At 40.0% G+C, this 20240-nt stretch carries 21 protein-coding genes; 4 read left to right on the plus strand and 17 right to left on the minus strand.

Going from position 1 to position 20240, the window contains the following annotated elements; genetic code table 11:
* Position 1 precedes the first annotated feature (1 nt).
* Positions 2-310 carry a hypothetical protein gene (locus tag PSM_RS14425; RefSeq protein WP_008112879.1) on the minus strand — a complete coding sequence of 103 codons (309 nt, stop codon included), beginning with the start codon at positions 308-310 and terminating at the stop codon, positions 2-4.
* 92 nt (positions 311-402) lie between these two features.
* Positions 403-1140, minus strand: coding sequence for a pimeloyl-ACP methyl ester esterase BioH (gene bioH / locus PSM_RS14430; RefSeq protein ID WP_013466117.1), 738 nt, complete (start codon positions 1138-1140; stop codon positions 403-405).
* A 74-nt stretch (positions 1141-1214) separates the two neighbouring features.
* Here bioH and PSM_RS14435 point away from each other — a divergent pair, with 74 nt between their 5' ends.
* The gene (locus tag PSM_RS14435; protein WP_013466118.1) at positions 1215-1892 is read left to right on the plus strand and encodes a ComF family protein; all 678 of its coding nucleotides are present in this window, start codon (positions 1215-1217) and stop codon (positions 1890-1892) included.
* A gap of 2 nt (positions 1893-1894) precedes the next feature.
* On the opposite strand, the gene PSM_RS14440 is transcribed toward PSM_RS14435, so the two are convergent.
* A complete protein-coding gene (locus PSM_RS14440) occupies positions 1895-4444 on the minus strand; it encodes a M14 metallopeptidase family protein (protein ID WP_013466119.1) in 2550 nt (849 codons plus the stop codon).
* Positions 4445-4590: 146 nt separating this feature from the next.
* Here PSM_RS14440 and nfuA point away from each other — a divergent pair, with 146 nt between their 5' ends.
* Together nfuA and PSM_RS14450 are read left to right on the plus strand one after the other, a co-directional pair.
* Positions 4591-5166, plus strand: a complete 576-nt coding sequence (nfuA, locus tag PSM_RS14445; RefSeq protein ID WP_013466120.1) for a Fe-S biogenesis protein NfuA — start codon at positions 4591-4593, stop codon at positions 5164-5166.
* Positions 5167-5179: 13 nt separating this feature from the next.
* The gene (locus tag PSM_RS14450) at positions 5180-5449 is read left to right on the plus strand and encodes a hypothetical protein (protein WP_013466121.1); all 270 of its coding nucleotides are present in this window, start codon (positions 5180-5182) and stop codon (positions 5447-5449) included.
* Positions 5450-5453: 4 nt separating this feature from the next.
* Here PSM_RS14450 and dinF read toward each other — a convergent pair whose 3' ends face one another.
* Entirely contained in the window at positions 5454-6788 is a 1335-nt protein-coding gene (dinF, locus tag PSM_RS14455; protein ID WP_076916068.1) for an MATE family efflux transporter DinF, read from the minus strand.
* Here dinF and PSM_RS14460 point away from each other — a divergent pair.
* Positions 6768-7793: a polysaccharide deacetylase family protein gene (locus PSM_RS14460; RefSeq protein WP_013466123.1), complete on the plus strand. Its 1026-nt coding sequence runs from the start codon at positions 6768-6770 to the stop codon at positions 7791-7793. The genes dinF and PSM_RS14460 overlap by 21 nt on opposite strands.
* Before the next feature lie 3 nt (positions 7794-7796).
* On the opposite strand, the gene PSM_RS14465 is transcribed toward PSM_RS14460, so the two are convergent.
* The 13 genes from PSM_RS14465 to PSM_RS14525 form a co-directional block, all read right to left on the minus strand.
* Complete coding sequence (locus tag PSM_RS14465; protein WP_013466124.1) at positions 7797-8828, minus strand: protein-glutamate methylesterase/protein-glutamine glutaminase; 1032 nt, start codon at positions 8826-8828, stop codon at positions 7797-7799.
* Positions 8829-8836: 8 nt separating this feature from the next.
* Positions 8837-9454 carry a chemoreceptor glutamine deamidase CheD gene (gene cheD, locus PSM_RS14470; protein ID WP_013466125.1) on the minus strand — a complete coding sequence of 206 codons (618 nt, stop codon included), beginning with the start codon at positions 9452-9454 and terminating at the stop codon, positions 8837-8839.
* Complete coding sequence (locus PSM_RS14475) at positions 9438-10268, minus strand: CheR family methyltransferase (RefSeq protein ID WP_013466126.1); 831 nt, start codon at positions 10266-10268, stop codon at positions 9438-9440. Before PSM_RS14475 ends, cheD begins: the two co-directional genes overlap by 17 nt.
* Before the next feature lie 69 nt (positions 10269-10337).
* Positions 10338-13037 carry a methyl-accepting chemotaxis protein gene (locus tag PSM_RS14480; protein WP_016900080.1) on the minus strand — a complete coding sequence of 900 codons (2700 nt, stop codon included), beginning with the start codon at positions 13035-13037 and terminating at the stop codon, positions 10338-10340.
* Positions 13038-13085: 48 nt separating this feature from the next.
* A complete protein-coding gene (locus tag PSM_RS14485; protein WP_013466129.1) occupies positions 13086-13571 on the minus strand; it encodes a chemotaxis protein CheW in 486 nt (161 codons plus the stop codon).
* Entirely contained in the window at positions 13553-15628 is a 2076-nt protein-coding gene (locus PSM_RS14490; RefSeq protein ID WP_013466130.1) for a chemotaxis protein CheA, read from the minus strand. The genes PSM_RS14485 and PSM_RS14490 overlap by 19 nt, the downstream gene beginning before the upstream one ends.
* Positions 15629-15642: 14 nt before the next feature.
* Positions 15643-16005, minus strand: coding sequence for a response regulator (locus PSM_RS14495; RefSeq protein ID WP_013466131.1), 363 nt, complete (start codon positions 16003-16005; stop codon positions 15643-15645).
* Positions 16006-16013: 8 nt separating this feature from the next.
* The gene (locus PSM_RS14500; RefSeq protein WP_013466132.1) at positions 16014-16286 is read right to left on the minus strand and encodes an STAS domain-containing protein; all 273 of its coding nucleotides are present in this window, start codon (positions 16284-16286) and stop codon (positions 16014-16016) included.
* A 163-nt stretch (positions 16287-16449) separates the two neighbouring features.
* Positions 16450-17067 (minus strand): SCO family protein, encoded by a 618-nt coding sequence (locus PSM_RS14505; protein WP_013466133.1) that lies wholly within the window; start codon positions 17065-17067, stop codon positions 16450-16452.
* Positions 17064-17993, minus strand: a complete 930-nt coding sequence (cyoE, locus tag PSM_RS14510; RefSeq protein ID WP_013466134.1) for a heme o synthase — start codon at positions 17991-17993, stop codon at positions 17064-17066. The genes PSM_RS14505 and cyoE overlap by 4 nt, the downstream gene beginning before the upstream one ends.
* A 12-nt stretch (positions 17994-18005) precedes the next feature.
* Positions 18006-18995 (minus strand): COX15/CtaA family protein, encoded by a 990-nt coding sequence (locus tag PSM_RS14515; protein ID WP_013466135.1) that lies wholly within the window; start codon positions 18993-18995, stop codon positions 18006-18008.
* A 12-nt stretch (positions 18996-19007) separates the two neighbouring features.
* Positions 19008-19502 (minus strand): hypothetical protein, encoded by a 495-nt coding sequence (locus PSM_RS14520; protein WP_013466136.1) that lies wholly within the window; start codon positions 19500-19502, stop codon positions 19008-19010.
* Positions 19492-20232 (minus strand): SURF1 family protein, encoded by a 741-nt coding sequence (locus tag PSM_RS14525; RefSeq protein WP_013466137.1) that lies wholly within the window; start codon positions 20230-20232, stop codon positions 19492-19494. The genes PSM_RS14520 and PSM_RS14525 overlap by 11 nt, the downstream gene beginning before the upstream one ends.
* Positions 20233-20240 lie beyond the last annotated feature (8 nt).

Here is a 20240-nt window from a genome sequence, read left to right on the forward strand (position 1 = left end):
ATTACACTTTAATATCAACTAAAGTGCCTAGTACATCATCTGCAGTTTGAATTGATTGCGTGTTAGCCTTGGCATTAAACTCTTCAACTTTTAAGTTTACTAATGCATCATCAATTCGTGCAGGTTGGGATACCGGCGCGGTTACGGCTTCTTCAGGGCGAGCAGCCGTTAATTGACGTTGCTGCGCTAATTGAGAATCATCTTGCTGCTCTATGCTGGCACGGTTAATCTCAGCGCTGGCCTTTTCAATACCTTGGCTGGCTCTATTAAACCCTTCAACACCGCTATTAAATACAGATCCAATCGGCATAATAATAAACCTCCACCAAATAAATATTGTTTAATTATCGCTCAAAAATCACGCAAAATAAAGCTTTAAACCGCTGTATTCATGGCTTTGCTTCAAAGCATTGATTTAACGGCAGATAAAAATTCTTTTTTATGAGAAATAAATGGCGCATGGGATGCTTTGTCTATCACTTCGTACTCAAAGCCAGAATTAAGTGCGACCATTTTTTCAATTGCTCGATAAGGAACGAGAGAGTCTAAACGCCCAAAAATTCCACTAATCGCGACGGGACAGTGAGAAAATAATTCACGTAAGTCTTCACTTTGCAGTATATCTAACCCCGCACTTAATGCTTGGTTACTCGGCGGCGGTGACTGACTCAATAGTTGTTTTAGCTGTTTTACATCATCTCGCGCCGACTCACTGCCCATCGCTTGAATCGCCAAAAAGCGCTCTATCGTTTTTGAACGCTCTTGCAATAGCTGTTCTTTAAACTGTGTGAGCACTTTAGGTTTAATACCTTCCCAGGGCAATTGCTCTACAAAAAAAGGAGTGGAGGCAACTAAAATAACTTTTGACACTTTTTCTGGCCAATGTTTGGCAATATAAATGGCAAACAAACCGCCTAAAGACCATCCCATCAAAACAGATTGTGGTTTTAATTGCTGACTCACCAGCTGAGCTGCATCATGTAAAGTATACGGTTCCAAAGAGACATCATGAGCACCGTAACCAGGTAAGTCTAAACTACGTACCTTACCAGAATATAAAAATTCTAATTCTGGTTTTATTAACTGCCACACGCCTTGGTTCATTCCCCAACCATGCAACAACACACATTCATTTTGCATATTTGCCTAACCTTAACCAAACTTAAATCTATGATAGCGTTTTAGGGGGAGTTTGTAATGAGGAGAATCAGCGAATGAAACTTAGCCTAACTGATTGGCTTTTTCCCTCGTATTGCGTGTTGTGCCAGAATCAGATACACAGCTCACTGGGACTATGTCAGTTTTGTTTAGATGACCTGCCTTTGCTAGATTTGTCTGAGTATGACAATTTATTTTACCGCCCAGATATTGTAGAAATGTTTCCTAACTGCAGCTTTGAGAAACTATTTGCCTGCGCTTTTTATCAACCCCCTTTTGATTTATGGCTAAAACAACTCAAATTTAATAATCAAATTCATTACAAAAAAGCACTGCAGCAAGTCATCAAAAAACAACTTACTATTTTTACTAATAAACAGCATTTAGCTGCTGCTGTATTTATTATTTTACCTTTGCACAAGTCGCGTTTTTTTAGTCGAGGATTTAATCAGGTTACCCAAGTATGGCAGCCTTGTTTGTCATCCTTTAAGGTCTTGAATAATGTTTTAATACGCAATAAAAACACCTCGGCACAGTCACAACTGAGCAAAACAAAGCGGATAAAAAATTTACAGCAGGCTTTTTCATGTACTGCCAATTTAGAGGGTAAAACGGTGGTCATTATTGATGATATTATGACCACCGGTGCAACACTCAATGCAGCCACCTTGTCGCTAAAAGAAGCGGGCGCTAAACAAGTCTGGGCATTTACGACCTGTTTAACGCCACTTTAGATTTAGTTACCACTGACGCGAAAGGTATGCCCGAAAAATAAAGCGTTACTTAATAATCGGCTGGTGCCATACCAGTAACCTCTAAATACAGGGTTGTCTGTCATCGCAATCACACTACCTCGACCATAAGAGTGAGCCATTAGCGCAGCACCGCCGGCCACTTGCTCTACATTAACTGCATCAGTAAAACCAGCAAGTAACGGCTGTTGTGTATAGGTGAGTATATTTACAAACGGCGCTTGCGAGGCTTCAAGTAACCAGGTACTGTTTTTAAATACTGGCAGAGTGTCACGCTTAAATGAAAACGTCAGTGGGTGCGTAGTATCTACATCAGTATTAAATATAGCGCCTGCAATACGCTGGCGACCCGCTAGATGGTCTTTGTCTGCATATTTTAAACCTTGAGTATCAAATGCGCTGGCAACATCTTTACGTGATAAGTAGTTTGCTTTTAATAACTGCTGATCAGCTAAGAACTTTGCCCCGCCTTTATGACCCCAAATAACGCCGCCTTTTCTCACCCAGCTTTTAATTGCCACTTTGTCGGTATCAGATAACGTCGAATAATCGCCATGCGCCAAAACAATATGGCTGTAATTACTGAGCTCTAAAGACGCTAAACGGTTCATTTCAACAATGGTAGGCGCTACGCCTACAAAGCGATCTAGGTAATACCACACTTCACCTGCTTCATATTGGCTAACCCCTTTACCGCCAACTAATAACACCTTAGGCGCAGAAACAACCGCCATAGAGCGCGAGCCTAAGTCGGCACCTTTACTGGTTAAGCCTGTGGTAATTGGCTTAATTTCAATATCAAATTGGCTTTGTGCTTGATTTAGCTTTGCCACCCAATCAGTCTCTGTTTGCAGTCCTGCAGGGATAATAATACTGCCAGCATCAAAATTTATTTCATTACTTGTTGATGTTGCGGTTAATGGCTTTAATGCAACACGCGCTTTAATGCCTTGCTGTAATAAACTATTGAGCATTTTTGGGGCAAGCATGTCGTCCCAAGCAAATCCGTAGGCATAGTTTTTAGTTAGCGGCGTTAAAACAGGCTGTTTTGCTTTTTGCCAAGCCGTAGTATCAACCTCTAATCCCCAGCGGCTGTTTACTTTAGCAAATGGTAAATTAAACGCATGCGCTAATGTCCAACCTGATACATCGTAAAAAGTGTTATCGGCAAAGTTTTGCTGTTCACTAAAAATAGCTTTAACTAATCGGTATTGTGGTTGCGCAAGCGGCACAAAATAGCTATTAGCGGTAAAGTTTTTACCTTCAGCTTTTAGTCCCTCTTTAACTGGATAAGCATTAATTTGGTGCTGTTTAAGTATGCTTAAAAAATCGTTAGTACGTGTTTTGTCTTCCCCACCTTGAACAATATAACCTTGATAGTCTTCATCTTTGGCAAGCTCAACCGCTTTGTTATAAAAGTTAGCCTGATACTCAAGTAAAGCTTGGCGGTTATCAATCGCCGCTTTAAACGTTGATAAGCTGGTTAATAACTGATTCTTAATAGTGAATGCAAACGTCAATGGGCCATTAATAGTGTCTTGAATATGACCGCGAGAACTTGCTTGTTCAAATAAAATACCGACACCACCATTTACATCAGGGTAAGTTGAACCTTTGCCATAATAAAAGTCATCAAAGCTTTCTTCTGTAAAATACAGTGCGTTGTTTTCATCTAAAGTTTTTGCATGATAATTTGCAATTGCTTTTGTTAAGCTCACATTTTCTTCAGGGGTAATGGGGTGTTTACGACTAGGGATCCCTGGCTGGAAAAAATAGCTACTGTTTGGTCCCATTTCATGAAAGTCAGTTAAAATATTAGGTTTCCAATAATGAAACTTGGCTATACGCGCTCGCGACTCAGGGTGCTGCAGTAAAAGCCAATCACGATTTAAATCAAACCAGTAATGATTAGTACGGCTACTTGGCCAGCTCTCTACATGCTCACGCGTTTGCGGGTCTGACGATAAGTTCATTCCACGATTACTATTAGCCCAATTAGCAAAACGTGCTAAGCCGTCTGGGTTAAGCGACGGGTCGAGTAAAATCACCGTGTTGTTAAGTAGCTCATTTATTTCATCACCTTGCGCGGCTGCTAAATAATAAGCCACTAGCAAGGCAGCATTACTCCCTGACGATTCGTTACCATGAACGCTATAACCCATCCACACAACGCTTGGCTGCTCTGCTAATTTATTGTTTGAGTTATTTAGGCGAGCTAAGTGTGCTTGGCGAGTTTGTTCTATATTTTTTAGTTTGTTAGCTGCGGTAATAGTGAGCATAACTAGTGGGCGCTGCTCGTGGGTACGACCTATTACTTCAAAATTAACTCGATCGCTTTTTTGAGCCAAAATTTCCATATAGCGTACAAGCTGATCATGCCTTACATGCCATTCACCCACTTGATAACCAAGTACTTTTTCAGGTGTTGGAATGCTGGGATCAAATTCAACCTGTTGCTCAAAATAATACGACAGGGGCTTTGCCGCACTTGAAAAACTGGCTAGTATCACCATTACTGTAAATATAAACCGCATATAAATAACTCTAAAAATGTTTGTTAATTGCACGCTACCATTGCTTAAAATAGATGCCAACTTTTTACGCTCAACACTAGCCGCAACACGATGAGCGGAGTATGATATGCAGTATCCGAGTAATTTAGTCAAGTATAGACGGTTTTATGATTTCAATTTCCGAAACAGCGCAAGCGCATTTTGCTAAGCTATTAGCAGATCAATCTCAACAAACGAATATTCGTGTGTTTGTTGTTAATCCTGGTACATCACAAGCTGAATGTGGTGTTTCTTATTGTCCAGAAGACGCGGTAGAAGAGAGCGATATTCGCCTAAACTTTAACGGTTTTGACGCTGTTGTTGATGCCGAAAGCGCGCCTTTTTTAGCCGAAGCTGAAATTGATTTTGTTACTGACAAAATGGGCACGCAGCTAACTCTAAAAGCGCCTAATGCTAAAGCACGTAAGCTAGGTGAAGACGCAAGCCTAAATGAACGCGTTCAACACATGTTAGAAACAGAAGTTAACCCACAACTTGCAAATCATGGCGGCCAAGTAAGCTTAGTAGAGATCACCGCTGCTGGTATTGCTGTGCTTCAATTTGGTGGTGGTTGTAATGGTTGCTCTATGATTGATGTCACACTAAAAGAAGGCATTGAAAAAGAAATGATTGCTAAGTTTGATGAGATCACCGGTGTGGCTGACATAACCGATCACGAAGCTGGCGAGCACTCTTATTACTAAGTATTAATCCACTATGCTAAAGCCACTCATTTACCGCTTAGGGAGCGACCCTAAGTTGAGTCTAAAGCGCTTTTTTCGCGGCCTAGCACTGTTTGTGCTGGCCGTGATATTTATCACTTTGGGTTATTACAACCATTATAGTTTACAAGTCATTGGCATAGTAATTTTAGCGCCGGCATTGTTTTTTGCATTCTGGGGCTACGCGGGTATTTTTGCCAATCGTTTTTCGCAAGTATTGAAAAACATCCCTGCCAAAAATAACGACCCCGATCTATGGAAATAACGGTTTAATCAAGTAATTGATTATTAGTTTTTAGCTGCTGATATTTAATTATAAGTGTTACACCCCGCATTAGCATAAAGCAACTCATTGCCAACCATAAGCCATTATTTTGCCATTCCTTAAATAGCCAAAACACCCCAAAAAAACCTATTGTCGCCGATAACAGCATACTATTTCGCATTGCTTTAGCACGTGTTAAACCAACGAATATACCATCAAACAAAAAACAACTCATTGCTAAAATTGGCAGCACAATTACCCACGGTAAGTAATGAGTAGCTTCTTCAATAACCTCAGGTACATTAGTCAACAGCTTTATAATAGAGCTGCCAAATAATATAAAAAATACACTATACAAAATGCCAAACAACATGCCCCAAAATACGCTTATTTTTACCCATAGCCTTATCTTTTCAACACTTTGTTGACCTTTCGCTTGGCCTACTTTTGCCTCGCTCGCATAAGCAATTCCATCAAGCGCAAAGCTGACCAACATTAAAAAGTTGAGTAGTACCGCATTGGCTGCCAATGTAGTTTCACCTATACGTGCAGCATAAAAGGTCATAAAGCTAAAACATAACTGCAATACTAAAGAGCGAATAAAAATATCGCGATTTAAACTTAATAATCCTGCCATTTTTTCTATGCTAAACCAATTTGCAACCGCTAAACTTATGCCCTGTTTTTTAGCTAGCTGAACCACTAACAGCAAAGCAAAAATTAAAGCCGTGTAATCCGCTATTAATGATGCCCAAGCCGCCCCTGCAACCGCCCAATCAAGATAAACTACAAAATAAATGTCGAGTACAATATTGGTAATATTAGTGACTAACAATAAATAAAATGGCCCTCGCCCATAATGAACGCCGAGCATCCAGCCTAATAATACTAAGTTACATAGCGCTGCTGGGGCGCTAAAAATACGAATACTAAAATACCGATAGGCCTCATTGAGCACATCACTATTGGCAGCAGATAAATACGCAATGGCATGTTTTATAAGGGGGGATAATAAAATCAGAATTAGAGCTACGCTGCTGGCCAATAACAAACTGCGCTTAAGTAAAGCTGCAAGCTGAGTTAAATCATTTTTACCGTAAGCCTGTGCCACCAGCCCAGTGGTGCTCATTCTTAAAAAACCAGCAAGCCAAAATAAAATGGAGATCACGGTAGAACCTAAGGCAATTCCCGCTAAATAATGCGCACTCCCCAGGTGACCAATCACTGCCGTATCAACAATTCCTAACAACGGCACAGTAATATTTGATAATATCATTGGACCGGCTAACAACAACAAGCTTTTATGGTGTGCTTTATTATGTATAAGAAATTGTTTCATTTAGTATTATTGTTCCTGATTTGTGGTTCTTTACGTGCGCAAGCAGCTGTTATTCTACAGTATCATCACGTCAGTGAAACCCTTCCCGCGGTGACCAGTGTAAGCGCCAACACTTTTACTAAACACTTAAATTATTTAAAAGAGCATAACTTTAACGTTATTCCACTAAATGAGCTGATTAGCGCATTAAAACAAGGTAAGGCTTTAGACGATAAAACGCTCGCGATTACTTTTGATGATGGATACAACAATAACTACGAACAAGCTGCGCCTATTCTTGAGAAATTTGGCTATCCGTACACTATTTTTGTAAACCCAAAACTCATTGATGAACAAGCGGGTTATGTGATGGGATGGGATAAGCTCAGAGAGCTGGCAAAAAAAGGCGCCCTTATTGCCAACCATAGTGCCGAGCATAACTATCTGCATAAAAAGCGCGAAAATGAAACACAAAGCCAATGGCGTGAACGCACTAAAAACGACATTCTTAGTTCACAGCAGCGTATTAAAGAAGAAATAGGCCACGATTATAAATACCTTGCCTATCCATACGGAGAGTTTAACAATCAGCTACAAGCTCTCGTTACTGAACTAGGCTTTATTGGCATTGGTCAGCACTCTGGTGCAGTTAATCCACATTCTAATTTTAGCCGTTTACCACGTTTTCCCGCATCTGGTTTTTATAGCAAATTAGATACGTTAATTACCAAGCTCAATTCAACTGCTTTTACTATTAATAAATTAACCTATGAAGATAGTGTAACCACACAAAATCCACCGTCGTTAACTATAAATCTAGAGACTGATGATTTTCATAAAAGCCAATTTGCCTGTTATGTATCAAGCGTTGGGCAAGCTGATTTAAATTGGTTAAACGATAATACGGTTGAGGTGACCTCGCCAAAGCAGCTTAATAAAGGCCGCTCTCGCTTTAACTGCACCGCTCCCTCAATAAAAAAAGCAGGCAGTTATTATTGGTTTTCACAGCCTTGGGTGATCAATTAAATTCTATTTTTTAATCACTTGATTTAATAACCGCTGGGTCATTTTCTCCAGCGGTGCTACTTCATTTGCAGCCCCCATATCAATAGCGGCCTTGGGCATTCCCCATACCACAGACGAAAACTCATCTTGTGCCAATGTATAAGCCCCTTGTTGTTTTAACGCCAGTAAACCTTTCGCGCCATCACTTCCCATACCGGTTAATAGTGTGGCAACAATATACTTAGCACCAATTTCAAGTAATGAGTTAAACAGTACATCTACTGCGGGCTTATGCCTATTTACAGGTTCACCATCATCAAGCTGACAATATAATGCACTACCTTGTTTGCTAATGCGTAAATGTAGCCCGCCGGGAGCTATATAAGCGCATCCTGCTACCAGCTTATCGCCTTGTTGTGCCTCTTTTACGTTAATGGTACAGGTGCGCTGCATTCGCTCTGCAAATGAGGTACTAAATACAGGAGGAATATGCTGCGTTATTACAATGGGTGGGCAGTTTTTTGGCATGCGTATAAGTACTTCTTTTATCGCCTCCGTGCCTCCGGTTGACGCACCAATCGCAATCACTTTATTTACTAAAAATTCGGCATTAGTGGGGATAGGTTCTACTACAGCACTATTTTTTTTATAGCCTCGAACCCGTGCACTGGCTGCCACTCTGACTTTTTGCTGAACAATATCAGCATATTGACTCATTTGCTCCTTAACGTTAACTGTTGGCTTAGCAATAAAGTCAACTGCACCAATCTCAAGCGCTTCAAGCGTAATGGGTGAACCTTTTTGTGTGAGTGTAGAAATCATCACAACCGGCATAGGACGTAAGCGCATCAGGTTTTTTAAAAAACTAATGCCGTCCATTTTTGGCATTTCAACATCCAACGTTAGTACATCCGGATTATATTTTTTGATCATCTCTCGGGCTTCGTATGGGTCTTGTGCCCCCCCTACTACCACAATATCTTTTGCCTGTTGCAGTATCTCTGTCAGCAATTGTCTGATCAGTGCCGAGTCATCAATTATTAATACTTTAATCATAGCCATCCTTAAAACAGCTCTATATCAGTGGCTTTTGTTTGTTGTTCAAGATTATGTAAGTAACGCACTTCACGTTTTTCAATCGTATTATTGTGTAAGTTACGTAGCTTTTTAACTTGTACTTTTCCATTATGAGGATTAAAAAATATTTTTCGTGGCCAAGGCCCGCCCATATCATGCGCCACTAAATTTAGCGCTTCTTCTGCTATATATGCATTGGCAAAACTGATATTGCCAATACCAATATCTGTCATGGCGCTAATTATTTTGCCTCCCCCAAACAGTTTTACTTTTAAGTTTGCCCGGGATGCGCCATTTTTAAGCACTTCATTAATTAAATATTCCATAGCCCAATTACCGTAACGACAACTTAAACTATGCGCTTGCTCAATTCGCTCACCTTTTTGAATTGGTAGCATAAAGTGGTTAATCCCGCCTATGCCTAGCTTATCGTCGTAAATACAGGCAGCAATACACGATCCTAGGACGGTGGTGATTAGCTCATCATTTTTAGAAACATAAAACTCACCTGGTAATACCTTAGCGACCACACGATCTCGCGAGGCGTCCCAATAGCGTTTAATATGCTCAAAACCCGCTAATACTGGCTTAAATTGCGTGTGCATGGGCTACTTTTTGATACATGGTTTTCCCTAAGTTTTTAAATAAAACATGCTCTTTACCCATGGTTTCTGAGTGCCCTAAAAATAAATAACCTTGGTCATTAAGAATATCGGCATAACGGTTAAAAAGCTGATCCTTTGTCTCTTTATCAAAGTAAATCACTACATTTCGGCACAAAATCAGGTCAAACGAGCCTTTCATTGGCCAGTCTTGTAATAAGTTTAAACGCTTAAATGAAATACATTGCTGCAGCTTAGGTTTAACCTTATAACTTTGCCCATCTTTACTGGTTAAAAACCAGCGTTTTAGTAAAGCATCATCAAGACCATTTACGTTCGCTGCGGTATAAATACCACTTTGCGCCTTCGCCAGTACATTAGAGTCAAGATCAGTGGCTAATATCTTCACATCCCAATCACTTGGAAAAGCTCCTTGCAGCGTCATTGCTAAACTATAGGGCTCTTCACCGGTAGAGCAGCCTGCAGACCAAATTCGAATGCGCTTAGTCTGTTTATTTGTCTTTAACAGGGTTGGTATTAACTGATCTTTTATAAACTCAAAGTGATGCATTTCACGAAAAAAAGAGGTTAGATTAGTGGTAATGGCATTGATAAATGCATCAAACTCCTGATCTTTATGATTTTTTAAGTAATCGAGGTAGCTTGAAAAGTTTGTTAATTTTCGCTCACGAATTCGTCTTGCCAAGCGTGAGTAGACCATCTCTCGCTTATGCTCTCCTAGTACAATACCGCAGGCGTTATAAACTAAATGAGCCACTTCCTTAAAATCACTATCCGTTAATAAAAACTCTTTCATTATTTGCTCTCATTTAAAAATAAAGCGAGGTTCACGCATACATTGCAGGTGAACCTAACTAAAGTGAGTTTAAAACTCCTCCCACTCTTCAGCCGAGTCTACAAAATTTTCACCTTTGCTTTTATTACTAACGAAGCTATTTTGTTGCTGATGAGATATTTCAGGTGTGCGAATAACAGGCGATACCACTGCCATATCTTGCTGGCCTAATGAGAAAAAGTGCAGTAAACGGCGCATTTCATTGGCTTGTTCCGCCATTGATTCACCTGCAGCCGATGCTTGTTCAACTAATGCCGCATTTTGCTGGGTCATTTCATCCATTTGCGATACAGCTTTATTTACTTGCTCAATACCTGCACTTTGCTCTTCAGAGGCTTGGGTAATATCGGCTATCATTTGTGTTACGCGTTTCACCGATACCACAATCTCTTGTAACGTCACACCTGACTCATTCACAAGCGCGCTACCGTCAGCAACTTTGCCAACACTGTCTCTAATTAGTTCTTTAATTTCTTTCGCTGCACCTGCCGAGCGCTGCGCTAAGTTACGTACTTCACCTGCAACAACCGCAAAACCTCGGCCTTGCTCACCGGCTCTAGCAGCCTCTACGGCAGCATTAAGTGCAAGCAAATTGGTTTGGAATGCTATTTCGTCTATCACTCCAATGATGTCGGCAATTTTCTTACTCGATTCATTAATCGCAGACATGCTGGTTACCGCTTTATTAACCACTTCTCCACCCTGAATCGCCTTATCACAGGTTTCTTCAGCTAAGTCATTTGCCACTTTAGCATTATCGGCGTTTTGGCGAACCGTACTGGTCATTTCTTCCATGCTAGAGGCTGTTTCCTCTAACGATGACGCTTGCTCTTCTGTGCGCTGGCTTAAATCAGCATTGCCTTGTGAAATTTCTTCAGCCCCACTGGCCACCAAAGTGGCTGATGTATTAATTCGGTTAATAACCTCAGTTAGTTTATCTGCTGTCGCATTTGCATCTGTTTTCAGTTTTTCAAACGAGCCTTGGTATTCTTTTTCAATCCGTTTAGATAAATCACCAGTGGCCATGGCATCGAGCATATTGCCAGTATCAGTTACCGCATCGTCAACCACTTTAACTAAACTATTAAGACCCTGAGCTAAACGTAAGAAAAAGCCATCTTTACCTTGCTCAGCTACTCGTGCATTTAAATCACCTTTGCTTGCTGCGCCGACTAATTGAGCAATTTCTTTTTCAATAGCAACTTCTGCGGTTCTGTCTTCCCACTCAACTACCGTCCCAATACGCTCATTGTCTGTGGTGATTATAGGGTTTGCCACTAAACCAAAGGTTCTGCCGCCCACTTTAATTTCTGTACTGTAAGTATCCGTTAACTTAGCCAACATATTTTGCTGATGGGCTGGATTTTTATGAAATATATCAATACTTTGATTAAGTAAGTTTTTGCTATCAAAGTTAGGTAAGTCAGTACGTATATCATTTTGCGCAACACTCATCATATTTCTCACTGCGCTATTCATATACACAATGACATTCGAGGCATCAGCAATCATGGTATTGGTTGCCACGGTATCTAATGCTTGGCGAACACGTAAGTTTTCTTGCGCTCTAGCACGTTCAGCATCCGCTTTAGACACCTCATCAGTAATATCTTGCCATTCAACAATAGTACCTAAGCACTTGCCATCTTGATTTGTCCAAGGAGAAGCAATGATGTCAAAAATAAGACCAGCTAAATTCAACGTAGTTTTATAAGGAGCATCTAAGTTTTTTAGTCGCTCTTGCTGATTAGCTAGTTCCTGATGAAACTCATCAACACGGATATCCATTAACCCAGCGACTGAAAAACTAGGTAAAACAGTTTGCAACTCTTTTTCACGTGCTTTAAACATTTTCTTGATGCAGTCATTCACAAAAATAATGTTTAAATTTTTATCAGCAATCATCACACTTGCTTGGCATACTTTTAATGCGTTAGCCAAGTCGGCCGCTTTTTTAGAGGTTTTTTCTAGCTCTTTTTGCGCTGTAATATCGGTGGCGTACTTAATCACTTTAAATGGCTTACCATTCATATCGTAAATAGGATTATAAGAGGCATATATCCAAATTTCCTCGCCTTGTTTACCTATTCTTAAATACTCACCACTGTCATACTCGCCACGCCCAAGTTTATCCCAAAACGCTTGATATTCTTGGCTGTTTGCATATTCAGAAGTAACAAACAATCTATGATGCTGCCCTTGTATTTCATTTGCCTGATAACCAAATGTTTTTAAAAAATTATCATTAGCGCCAATAATGGATCCATCTAAATTAAACTCAATAACCGCTTGTGACTTACTGATTGCGGTAATTTGGCCTGCAGCTTCAACCGCTTTTAACTTTTGCTCAGTAATGTCTGTTGCAAATTTAACGACTTTAAGTACTTGCCCTTGCGAGTCTATAACAGGATTGTATGTTGCTTGGATCCAGACTTCTTTGCCATTTTTTCCAATACGCTTAAATTCATCTGAAATAAATTCACCCGCGTTCAAACGCTGCCAAAATTGACGATATTCATCACTTTGCGTTTCGCTAGGGCTTAAAAATAAAGAATGGTGCTGGCCTTGAATCTCAGCGAGTGAGTAGCCCATTACACGAAGAAAATTAACATTGGCAGTAATGATTCTTCCATTAGGCTCAAATTCAATTATTGCTAATGATTTATGCAATGCATTTATGATCAAATCATTGCTTGATTTAGACTGTTTTGAATTACTAAACCATCCCATGCTTATCACCACCTTTAAGTTATTTGCTTTATTTAGTTACTATTACCGCTAAATATTCATGGTTGCCTGCAAGTTAATTAGCGCGACCATTTTATCGCCCACATTCACTAGCCCTGCGACATATTCACTTTCATTTGTTTGGGTTAAACTCGGCACTGCTTTAGCGTCTTGCTCAGCAATACTGTAAACATCCGCTACGGCGTCTACCGTGATCCCCATCACTTTACTTTCTTGCTCAAACTCAACTTTTACAATAATGACTACCGTTAACGGTCCATACTCAATGGTGGGTAAACCAAAGCGCAATCGTAAATCAATAATTGGCACAATGGTGCCGCGTAAATTAATCACGCCTTTTACGTACTCAGGGGCATTTGGCAGTGCGGTTATATCTTCCCAGCTACGAATTTCTTGCACCGTTAATATATCTACTCCGTACTCTTCTTCAGCCATAATAAAGGTGAGAAACTGCTTAATGCCCTCTTTGCGCTGTAGTTCAATATTGCTATTTAATGCTATTGATTCAGAGAACATGAATCCTCCAAGATGGTCGATGGCTCAATACTCAATGCTTGGCTACCTGGCTTTTTTAACCCTGAAAGCTTTATCAAGCCGCTAATATCTAAAATTAACGAAACACGCCCATCACCTAAAATCGTTGCCCCCGACACACCATCCACTTTGTGGTAATTAGCCTCTAAGCTTTTTATAACCACCTGCTGTTGTGAAAGTAAATCGTCGACAAGTAACCCTACTTTTTGATTATCGTTTTCCACGACAACTAGTAAGGTTTTATCTAACGATTCAATGGCATTTTGGTGATTAAAAATGTCGTATAAACGTAAAATAGGAATGTATTCATCACGTAATCTGAGTACATCTAGGTCTTTACCAACACGGCTTACTTTTGCAATATCAATTTGCAACGATTCTACAATCGAGATCAGTGGAATAATGTAAGTATGCTTGGCTACTTTGACTAATTGCCCATCTAAAATAGCTAAAGTGAGCGGTAGCCGAATAGTAAAAGTAGAACCAATTCCAGCAGCAGATGTCACTTCTACCGAGCCATTTAATGATTGAATATTACGCTTAACCACATCCATACCCACCCCACGGCCAGATAAGTCACTTACCTCATCAGCGGTAGAAAATCCTGGCATAAAAATGAGTTCGTTAATTTCATCATCTGTTAGCTCACTGTCAGCGGCGATCACTTCATTGGTAATCGCTTTTTCTTTGATCTTTTGAGTGTTAAGACCTTGGCCATCATCCATAATTTCAATGACGATATTGCCGCCCTGATGAAAGGCATTTAATGTAACCTTACCCACAGGATCTTTTCCTGCTGCAATACGTTTTTCTACCGTTTCAATACCATGATCCAATGAGTTTCTTACTAAATGCACCATAGGATCGGATATTTTTTCCATAACGGTTTTATCTAATTCTGTTTGTTCTCCTATCAGCTTTAACTCCACCTCTTTATTAAGCTTTTGGGCAATATCACGTACTAAACGTGGAAAACGACTGAACACAAAGTTAATTGGCAACATGCGAATACGCATCACGTTTTCTTGTAAGTCGCGGGTGTTATGCGCTAATTGCGCAAGCCCCTCTTGAAGCGAGGTCACCGTGGTAGGCGTCATTTCTTGTTCGCTAAGCTGATTTAGCATCGCTTGGGTAATGACCAACTCTCCAACCATATTAATCAGTGAGTCGACCTTATCAATGCCAACACGAATGGAAGTTGACTCAGGCGCTGCTTTTGCACTGGTTGGTGCTTTTGGTTTATTGGTTTTGGGTTCAACAACCGTTTTTGGTGTTTCAATAACAGGTTCGTTGACCACTGCAGCTTCTGCTGCTTTACCATCATTAAATAAGCCACCGCAAAGCTCAATTTTAATATCGGCATCGTCCTCAACCCACTCAAAAATTTCTCTAATTGCTTGATCGTCACGGTCAGTGTTTAAGAAAAATCGCCAATATAAAAAGCATTCATCGGTCGTTAAATCTTTAATATCAGGTATGACATCTGTAAACGCTTGTACTTCCAATTCACCAAGTTCAGCTAATTCACTGATCATAAACAGCGGTTCGTTACCCGTTTTAAACAAATGAAAATGCGGTTTAAAATCAATTTGATAAGTATTAATAATGACCTGTTCAACACTGGCTTCTGCCACTACGGCTTCACTTTCAGGCATGCCAAGTAATCTTTCAAACTGCTCTCGTAATGAGTCAGCTTGGCTTAAATCAGGCTCTTCCTGTACTTTAAGCGAATGCAACAAGGCTCTTAAACAATCTACTGATTTAAGTAATAAGTTAATATGTTCACTGCTTATATTTCGCTGACCTTCACGTATTTGATCCAGTAATGTTTCTAGAACATGAGTGAAGTTTGCGATTGAATTAAACCCAAAGGTAGCACTGCCTCCTTTAATAGAATGGGCAGCCCTAAAAATAGTATTAATGGTTTCTAAGTCTTCTTCGCCCGGCACTAAGTTGAGTAATTCAGTCTCCATAACATCGAGGCCTTCAAAACTCTCTTCAAAGAACACTTCAAAAAACTGGCTTAAATCAATACTCACAGTGCACTCCTAGGTTAGCGGATTACTTTTTTTAGCACGGCTAATAGTTGATCTGGATTGAAGGGCTTTACAATCCACCCTGTTGCCCCAGCAGCTTTCCCTTCTACCTTTTTATCCATGCCCGATTCTGTGGTTAACATAAGTAGCGGTGTAAACTTGTAATTCGGAAGCCCTCTTAACTCTCTAATAAGCGTTATCCCATCCATAACAGGCATATTTACATCAGAAATAACTGCATCAAAACCTTGCTGCTTGGCAATCGCTAATGCCTCACTACCGTCTTTGGCTTCGGTAACATCAAACCCTGCTGTTTTTAACGTAAAACTCACCATTTGACGCATTGATGCAGAATCATCTACAGCTAATATTCTTTTCATATAGACCTCTAATTAGTACTTTCTGGTGCTAGGTATTCACTTAAACCGAGTTGATCAATGGTATTGGTTAATGCATCACTACTGCCAACCCAGGCAATTTTTTGATTAATAGTAAGGAGATGTTTTTGTAGGGCACATAAAAGTTGAACCGAGGCCGTATCAGCAGACATTACATCGCTAATATCTAAGCAAATATCTCGGCTATTATTAAGTTCGCTTAATAAATCTTGATGTAAAACTTCAACATGAACAATTGAAAGTTCGTTTGGTAGTTTAAGCATTTTTTAAGCTTTTCCTTATCAACTCAATCCATAACAAAAGCTTAGACCGAGATAATGAAAACGCCATAAAAACGACTAAAAAATAACTAATTAATTAAAAACCGTTAATAAAAAACGCGAAAAGGGGCATAAAGCCCCTTTAAAATCGTAAAACCTTTAAAAGCTAGTTTTTGTAGTATTCGGCTATTTCAATAAATTCTGCGGTTAATTTTGTAGTATTAACCAAAGGCACATCTCCTTGTTTAAATTCAGGCTTAAAAATAGCTCTTAGTGCGCCACTGCCATCAACAAGGGCAACAGATGCACTATGATCCACCGCATAGTCGGATTCATTACTATCACTAATTGCGTAAATTAATCCAAGCTCGCGAACAAATGGAAATAAGTCTTTATGTTCACCTGATACAGCTAAAAAATCTGGATTAAAGTAATCTATGTACTCTTTACGTTTTTGAGCAATATCACGTTTAGGATCAACAGATATAAACCATACTTGTAGTGGATACTCAGCCTGCAAATTTTTATAGGCATTGTTGAGCTTAGCTAGCGTCATCGGGCAAATATCAGGGCAACTTGTGTAACCTAAAAACACTAAATTCCATTGGCCTAAAAACTGCTGTTTGGTTACTAACTTCCCTTGTTGATCACGCAACGAAAAGTCAGATAACGGTTTTGCGGTTTCATAAACTAACGCATCAAGATCTTGTAAATTTTTTTTATCACTACAGGCCGATAAAAAGAGTACTGAAAAAACAACTAAACCACACCATAACTGCTTCATATAACTAGCCATTTATCTATAAATAAGATGATAAATAGTATCATCAAATGAATAATCGAAAAACGAAATAAATCCATCGCAGTGTCTTCTTTGGCGGCAAACTTTAAGTTAATTGCTTTGTATATAAATACAATATTGAGAAGACATGCCCCGCTTAGATAAATAAGCCCTGACATGCCAATCAAATAAGGAAACACACATACAATGGCGAGTAATACCGAATATGCAAGCACGCATGTTTTACAAAAATCGATACCATGGGTGACCGGTAACATGGGGATTTTAGCCCGCTCATAATCACTTTTACGCGCGATGGCGAGCGCCCAAAAATGAGGTGGGGTCCAGGTAAATATAATCATCACCAGCAACCAAGGGGCTGCCGCCATTTGATTTGTTTCAGACACCCAACCGAGTAATGGAGGCATTGCACCGGCTAATCCCCCTATAACTATATTTTGTGGTGTGGCACGTTTTAAAAATGACGTATAAATAAACGCATAACCAACAAGTGCAAATAAGGTCAGTATGGCTGTGAGCGTATTTGCCCACAACATCAGCATAATAAAGCCCGCAACGCCAATCACAGCAGCAAAGCTCAGCGCATGTAATTTACTTAAACGCCCTTTAGCAACAGGGCGATGGCGGGTGCGTGCCATTTTGCTATCAATTTCGCTATCAACCACATGATTAATGACTGCGGCGGCCGCAGAGAGTAATCCAATCCCTAATAAACTGATGAACTGAACCCCAACACCTCTGCCAACATCAGGGGCTAGCGCTAAGCCAACCCATGCTGTTAACACTAGCATAGCCACTACTTTAAATTTACTTATTGCCAAATAATCTTGGATTAAGTGGTAACTTTTAGTCAATAACGATGCGCTGTAAACGGGCTGCATTGCTTTTTTATTAATTGTAAGTGCCATAATCATTCCCCTCTAAGTACGTACTTTTAGGTAATAACATAACCTAACCATAGTTAATAACAGTATGGCAGCCATTAAGTTATGCGCCAGTGCCACGCCTAACGGAAAATGAAAATGCACCACGGCTAACCCTAAAGCTATCTGGCAGAATAACGCCACTAACACACTCACCGTACAGCTTTTAATTTTTTGCGAATAGGCATGACTGTATATACGCCACATCACCAAGGCTAAAACAATGCAAGTAACTAAGGCCCATATTCGATGCAGTAAATGAATAGACATACGCGCCTGTTGCGACAACACACCAAATTCATAATTACTGTGCTCAAGGGGGAGCTGAAAGACACTACTGAATGAAAAAGGCTGAGCGTAACTACACAGCGGTAAGCCATTACAATGTGGAGCCGCATAATTAGCCGCTAACCAACCACCAAGGGCGATTTGTAAAATCAGTACCGTTAATGCCACGAGGCTTAATTTAAAGTGAGGTTTTGCGCCCGCATCACCACCCGTTATAGGTTGGCTGGTCAGACGCAAATACAATAGCGTTAATAACGCTAAAATACTAAATCCTCCGAGCAAATGCCCCATAACTATAAGCGGCTGTAGGTTCATAGTAACCGTCCACATACCTAATGCGGCCTGAAAAATAACAAGCAGTAGCAATATCATAGGCAACCTTACAGGCGTGGTTGGGTACTGACGCTTTAGAAAAGCTAAAATAAACAACACTAAAATTAATACCCCAAGCGTGCCTGCAAAGTAGCGATGGATCATTTCTTTCCATGCTTTTGCTTTTTCAAATATCATATCGGGATAACTTTGAATCGCTTGTGCAATCTCTGCTTCGTGTTTAGGCACGGTTAAAAAGCCATAACAACCAGGCCAATCGGGACAACCAAGCCCTGCGTCACTTAAACGCGTGTATGCGCCCAGAGCCACCACAATTAATGCGAATAAACCCGTTGCTAATACCAAATTTTTATAGTTTTTATACATAGCATCCTCTACTTAGCTCGAACGAGAGTAATTGAGTAATTTTTTTAGATCTTTTAATAACCCTTTTTGGATCAAACGGTTTTCTTGTGGTTGAGAACTAAATGGATACTCCAGTACAATTAGCCCCATATGATCGATTAAATACAAACTGGCAGGTTTTAACTGCTGTTGCTCATCAATAACATGCCAACGCGTTGTAACTAGCTCAGGCTGTCCCATAATAGCCATATCAACTTTGTGTTGGTTTTTACCAAGGGCAACATATAAATTGTCTAAAGCGGCTAATTGCTCTGTGCAAGACGCTTTGCATTGTGCTGAATAATTTAAAGCGATGGTCCATTGCTTAGGGTTATGCTGCGCCCAATTGTCTAGCTTAATTTCACGCTCTAAAAATTCACCATGGTTAGTAATTGCTGTAGGTAGCCAATCAAGTTTTAACGCGCTGTAAGCCAGCACTAAGGGAATAGCGCAGCACACAGCAAAGAGTAACAGGGGTTTATTTTTCATTATCTATCCTCTTCCTGCTTGCAAAAATAGCGACCACCACACAGGCAACCGCAATTAAAAACCACTGTACTGAGTAGGCATAATGTTTTTCTGGACTCATAACAACGGCTTCATAATGAGGGGCAGCAATTTCATCAGCTTGACCTTGGCGGTAAGCCATAAAATTCACTAAAGGGCGATTAGATTGGCTACTCAATGCTTGTAAATCAATGATTTGAATTCGTTTGGCTAAATCCGACTGAGTATTGTTATTGGCTAAGGTAAAGCCACTTAAATTATCTTCTTTAATTTGTGCCGTTAACGTAAATTTACCACTAGGTATTGTTACGTTTGGTAGGATTTCTCTTGAACGTTCTGCTTTTACCCAGCCTAAGTTCACTAACAAAAAGCGTGATTCATCAGACAGTTTTAATAATGCCAGTAAGTCGTAACCAACCTGACCATTATAGATTTGATTATCAAGCAACCAATAATTATTAGTGTCAAAATAACCATTTAACGAAACCAATACACCGGTTTTGTTCCACTCTTTTGGCAGCTGTTGTAACTCTGCCCAGCTCATTACGCCATGTTGTTGTATATTTTCAATGGCACTAAGCTGCTGTTGCTTTTGTTCTGCTCGCTGTAATTGCCAAAACCCTAGTCGCACACAAACCAATACCACAATAACAACCAAGCAAATTGTTATTATTGAGCTAAGCTTTTGTTTGTTAAATACAACTAACTGCATAAGGGTAA

The sequence above is a fragment of the Pseudoalteromonas sp. SM9913 genome, from assembly GCF_000184065.1.
GTDB classification, from domain to species: Bacteria; Pseudomonadota; Gammaproteobacteria; order Enterobacterales; family Alteromonadaceae; genus Pseudoalteromonas; species Pseudoalteromonas tetraodonis.